At 72.7% G+C, this 5,301-nt stretch carries 4 protein-coding genes and 1 pseudogene; all 5 read right to left on the bottom strand.

The window, feature by feature from the left end; genetic code table 11:
- The coding region (locus H5J30_RS16450; RefSeq protein ID WP_181788178.1) for an MFS transporter at positions 1-596 on the bottom strand (596 nt) is incomplete at its 3' end.
- A 309-nt stretch (positions 597-905) separates the two neighbouring features.
- Positions 906-1,775, bottom strand: coding sequence for a zinc metalloprotease HtpX (gene htpX / locus H5J30_RS16445; protein ID WP_181788177.1), 870 nt, complete (start codon positions 1,773-1,775; stop codon positions 906-908).
- A gap of 141 nt (positions 1,776-1,916) precedes the next feature.
- Positions 1,917-3,482, bottom strand: coding sequence for an NADH-quinone oxidoreductase subunit N (locus tag H5J30_RS16440; RefSeq protein ID WP_181788176.1), 1,566 nt, complete (start codon positions 3,480-3,482; stop codon positions 1,917-1,919).
- Position 3,483: 1 nt separating this feature from the next.
- Positions 3,484-5,052 carry a complex I subunit 4 family protein gene (locus H5J30_RS16435; RefSeq protein ID WP_181788175.1) on the bottom strand — a complete coding sequence of 523 codons (1,569 nt, stop codon included), beginning with the start codon at positions 5,050-5,052 and terminating at the stop codon, positions 3,484-3,486.
- Positions 5,053-5,060: 8 nt separating this feature from the next.
- Positions 5,061-5,301 (bottom strand): annotated as a pseudogene (locus H5J30_RS16430) (NADH-quinone oxidoreductase subunit L); the annotation flags it as partial.

Below are 5,301 nucleotides of genomic sequence, written 5' to 3'. Positions count from 1 at the left end.
GCGAACAGCAGCGGTGCCGCGGTCAGCAGCAGCGAGCCGGGCAGGTCGACCGGGGTGCGGCACGCGGGCGGATCGGCCGGTACGAGGAGGAGCGTCGCCGCGAGGACCACCACGATGAACGGGACGGACACCAGGAAGATCCACCGCCAGCCGAACAGCTCCGTGATCACCCCGGAGAGCACGAAGCCGAGGACGAGGCCGCAGCTGGCCACCACCCCCCAGATGCTCAGCGCCCGCGACCTGCGCGGCCCTTCCGGGAACATCAGCACGACCACCGCCATCGCCGCCGGCAGCGCGACCGCCTCGCCGGCGCCCTGGAGGAGCCGTGCCGCCACGAGCAAGCCGAACGACGGCGCCAGCCCGGCCAGCAGCGACGCGAGGCCGAAGAGCGCGGTGCCGGACAGCAGGACGCGGCGCCGGCCCAGGACGTCGCCCAGGCGGCCGCCGAGCATCAGCAGCCCGCCGCCGGTGATGGTGTAGCCGACGACCACCCAGGTCAGTTGGCGGTCGTCGGCCGCGAAGTCGGCGCCGATCGACGGCAGCGCGACGTTGACCACGGTCACGTCGACCGCGATGAGGAACTGCAGCATGGCCATGCAGCACAGCACCAGCCATGCGCGCGCCGGGGTCACAGTGTTCGGGTGCACCTGAAAGCTCCGTTGCTCGGAAGACGGGTTCCGGGCAGCTCAAGAGGCCGCTCCGGCCGGATCGCGAAGCGACGGAACGTGCGCATGCACACGAGCACGTACGCGGGCGCACGGATCGACTGCGGATCACGTGCGGGCGTACGGGAGAAGTGGTGACCTGCGCCCCGCCGCTAGCGGGACGTCCTCGTCACACCGGCGCAGCCGGCTCCAGAAGCACCTGACATGCGGCGTACGCTACCTCAGCGGTCGCCGGCCCCGTCAGTGGCCCAGGTCGCGGCCGGCCATGCGCTCCAGCCGGGCGATACGTTCCGCCATCGGCGGGTGCGTCGAGAACAGCCGCGACATGTTGCCCGAGCCCCGCTGGAACGGGTTGGCGATCATCATGTGGCTGGCCGTCTCGATCCGGGGCTCCGGGGGCAGCGGGAGCTGCTTCGTGCCGGCTTCGAGCTTGCGCAGGGCGCTCGCCAGGGCCAGCGGGTCGCCGGTGAGCTGCGAGCCGGTCTGGTCCGCCTCGTACTCCCGGGAGCGGCTGACGGCGAGCCTGATGATGCTCGCCGCCACCGGGCCCAGGAAGAGGACCAGGAGCATGCCGAACGGGCCGGGGCCGTTGCCGTTGCGGTCGCCGCTCGGGATCAGCCAGGCGAAGTTCACCAGGAACATCACGACCGACGCGAGCGCGCCCGCGATCGACGAGATGAGGATGTCGCGGTTGTAGACGTGCATCAGCTCGTGGCCCAGGACGCCGCGCAGCTCGCGCTCGTCGAGGATCTGCAGGATGCCCTCGGTGACGCAGACCGCCGCGTTGCGCGGGTCGCGGCCGGTGGCGAAGGCGTTCGGGGCCTGGGTGGGCGAGATGTAGAGGCGGGGCATCGGCTGGCGGGCCTCGTTGGACAGCTCGCGCACGATCCGGTATAGGTTCGGCGCCTCGATCTCGCTGACCGGACGGGCGCGCATCGCGCGCAGCGCGAGCTTGTCGCTGTTCCAGTACGCGTACGCGTTGGTGCCGATGGCCACGACGAGCGCGATCACCAAGCCCGTACGGCCGAAAATGCTGCCGATGAGCAAGATCAGCGCAGACATGCCGCCGAGGAGCGCGGCTGTCTTCAGCCCGTTGTTCGACCGGTGCACGGTGTGCCCTCCAAAGCCTGCCGCCGCCAGTGTCGGCCGTCTCCCTCCAGTGGACCCCTCCCACGCACAGAACGCCCGACCTGCCGGGTAAGTTCCCTGGTCAGCGCAGATTCCCAAGTGCGCCGGGCGGGTGAGGCGGCGTTAGAGCAGGGCTTCGCCCGCGAAGCGGAGTACGAGCTGCGGGGCGCCCGAGAGCGCGATGCCGAGCGCCGCCGTCAGGCCGATGGCGCCGCGCAGCGGGGCGGCCAGGGCGGTACGTACCGCGGGGGGCTCCGCCGCAGGTGCCGCCGGGCGGAACAGCAGCGCCGTCCACCGCAGGTAGTAGTACAAGCCCACGACCACGTTCGCCGCCATGACCACCGCCAGCCACCCCAGCCCCGCGTCCACCGCGGCGCCCAGGACCGTCACCTTCGCGAACAGGCCGATGATCCCCGGCGGCAGCCCCGCGAGGTTGATCAGGAAGAACGCCAGCGCCAGGGCGACCGGCAGCCGCGTCGACGCCAGGCCCCGGTAGTCGGTGACCCGGCCGCCGCGGCCGCCCTTCGCCCCCACCGCGGCGACCACCGCGAAGGCGCCGAGGTTCACCACCCCGTACATCAGCGCGTACGCCAGCGTGGCGCCCACCGCGCGCTCGGGCTCGTCGGCGTAGGCCGCGGCGGCGATCGGAACCAGCAGGTAGCCGGCCTGCGCCACCGAGGACCAGGCCAGCAGCCGGACCGCGCTGTGCGGGGCGTCGGCGCGCTGGCGCAGGGCGGCGACGTTGCCCGCGGTCATGGTCAGCGCGGCCAGGACCGCGATCGCGGGGCCCCACACGTGGTCGTACGCCGGGAAGGCGAGGACGGTGACGAGGATCAGGCCGCTGAAGCCCACCGCCTTGCCGACGACCGACAGGTAGGCGGCGACCGGGATCGGCGCGCCGACGTACGTGTCCGGCACCCAGAAGTGGAACGGCACCGCCGCCGTCTTGAACGCGAACCCGACCAGCGTCAGCACCACGCCCGCCGCCGCCAGCGTCTCCAACTGCTCGGGCGCCGTCGCGAGGCCGTCGGCCAGCCGCGCCAGGTGCAGGCTGCCCCCGGCGGCGTAGACGAAGCTGATGCCCAGGAGCATGACGGCGGTCGCGGTGACGGAGGAGAGGAAGAACTTCAGTGCCGCCTCGGACGACAGCCGGTCCCCGCGGCGCAGGCCGACCAGCGCGAACGCCGGCAGCGAGGCGACCTCCAGGGCGATCACGAGCGTCGCCAGGTCGCGGGCCGCGGGCAGCAGCGCCGCGCCGGCGGCCGAGGCCAGCAGCAGGAACCAGAACTCCCCCGCGGGCAGCTTCGTCGCGCGCACGTCGTGCACGGACAGCAACGCGGCGAGCAGCGCGCCCGCGAGCACCAGGAGTTGCACGACGAGCGCGAAGCGGTCGGCGGTGTAGCTGCAGACGTTCGGGTCGTCGGTGAGGCAGAAGGTGCCGCGGTCGCCGTCGAGCAGCGGCAGCAGCGCGAGCAGGGACAGGGCGAGCGCGGCGACCGCGCTCCAGCCGAGGAGGTGCTTGGCGCGCTCGGGTACGAAGAGGTCGGCGACGAGCAGCGCGACGGCGGCCACGGCGACGATCGTGGGCGGCGCGACGGCGAGCCAGTCGACGGACTGGACGACGGACTCCGCGAGGACCGTGTCCGCGGTCCCGCCCGCCGGTGCTGCGGCGGCGTGTGCGTACGTCATCTCAGCTTCCTCCCGCGAGGAGCTTCTGCACGGCCGGGTCGGTCAGGCCGAGGAGTGCGGCGGGCCAGAGGCCGGCGAGGACGGTGAGGGTGACGAGCGGGCTCCAGGCGGCGATCTCGTAGCGGCGTACGTCCCCGAGGGCGGGCCGGTCGTCCGTCCTGTCGCCCATGCAGACGCGGCGCACGACGACGAGGAGGTATGCGGCGGTGAGCAGGGTGCCGAAGCCGGCGACGGCCATGAACACCAGGTACGCCGGCCGCGGGAGCCCGGCGGCCGGGTCGTACGCGGCGAACATCGCCAGCATCTCGCCCCAGAACCCGGCGAGCCCCGGCAGGCCCAGCGACGCGACGGCGCCGAAGGCGACGAGCGCGCCCAGGCGCGGGGCGCTGCCGTAGAGGGCGGCGCCGGTGCGGCCGGCGAGGGCGTCGAGGTCGGTGGTGCCGGTGCGTTCCTTCAGGGCGCCGACGAGGAAGAAGAGCAGGCCGGTGATGAGGCCGTGGGCGATGTTGGCGAAGAGCGCGCCGTTGACGCCGGTGGGGGTGAGGGTGGAGATGCCGAGGAGCACGAAGCCCATGTGGCCCACGGAGGAGTACGCGATGAGCCGCTTGAGGTCGCCCCGGGCCCCGGTTCTGGCCAGCGCGAGGCAGGCGAGGGAGCCGTAGAGGATGCCGGTGACGCCGAAGGCGGCGAGGTAGGGCGCGTACGTCTCCATGCCGTCGGGGGCGATGGGCAGCAGGACGCGCACGAACCCGTACGTGCCCATCTTCAGCAGCACGCCGGCCAGGAGGACCGAGCCGACGGTGGGGGCCGAGGTGTGGGCGTCGGGGAGCCAGCTGTGCAGCGGCCACATCGGGGTCTTGACGGCGAGGCCGATGCCGATGGCGAGGACCGCGACGAGCTGCGTGGTGTGGGTGAGGCCGGCGCCATTGTCAGTGGCGAGTGCCACCATGTCGAACGTGCCGCCTTGGAACCCGACGAGGAGGAGGCCGAGGAGCATCACGACCGAGCCGAGCAGCGTGTAGAGGATGAACTTCCAGGCGGCGGCGCCGCGTCCGGCACCGCCCCAGCGGGCGATGAGGAAGTACATCGGGATGAGCACCATCTCGAACGCCAGGAAGAACAGCAGCAGGTTGAGGACGGCGAAGGTGGCGAGCATGCCGCCTTCGAGGACGAGCAGCAGCGCAACGAACGCCCGGGGTGACGGCCCGGCGGGCATGACGAAGTAGCCGTAGACCGCGCAGAGGAAGGTCAGCAGCGCGGTGAGGACGAGCAGGGGGAGCGATACGCCGTCGACGCCGAGGTGGATCCGGATCCCGAGGGCGGGGATCCAGCTGACGTCGGACTCGGCCTGCATGGTGGCCGGACCGTCGGCACCGTAGTCGAAGCCGGCGGCCAGGACGACGGACAGGGCGAACACGGCGCCGGTGACGGTGACGCCGTGGCGCAGCACGGCCTGGTCGGGGTTCTTGCCCTTCAGGCCGGGCGGCGCGGGGAACAGGGCGGCCAGGGCGCCGAGAAGGGGGAGTACGACGATGGCGGCGAGGACGAGCTGCATCGCGGTGGGGTCCATATGCGGCGTCAGCCTCCCGTGACCGACGTGGTGGCGACGACGACGGCGACGGCGAGCACGAGCGCGCCGCCGAGCAGCGCGCTGAGGTAGCTCTGCACGTTGCCTGTCTGCGCGCGGCGGACGGCGGCGCCGAGCAGCCGGGGCGCGGTGCCCGCGCCGCGTACGTACGTGTCGACGACCTCCCGGTCCAGGAAGCGGACCAGGCGGGCCGCGGCCCGTACCGGGCGGACGAACAGCGCGGCGTACAGG

Origin of the sequence: Streptomyces phytophilus, assembly GCF_013870535.1 — a bacterium.
Lineage (GTDB): Bacteria > Actinomycetota > Actinomycetes > Streptomycetales > Streptomycetaceae > Streptomyces > Streptomyces phytophilus.
Note: the sequence above shows the minus strand (reverse complement) of the source record. Positions and strands in the feature narration are given on the sequence as shown.

Excerpts from the sequence above, each read along its gene's own strand:
- H5J30_RS16440 (WP_181788176.1), bottom strand. The coding sequence starts at position 3,482 with ATGACGTACGCACACGCCGCCGCAGCACCGGCGGGCGGGACCGCGGAC.
- H5J30_RS16435 (WP_181788175.1), bottom strand. The coding sequence starts at position 5,052 with ATGGACCCCACCGCGATGCAGCTCGTCCTCGCCGCCATCGTCGTACTC.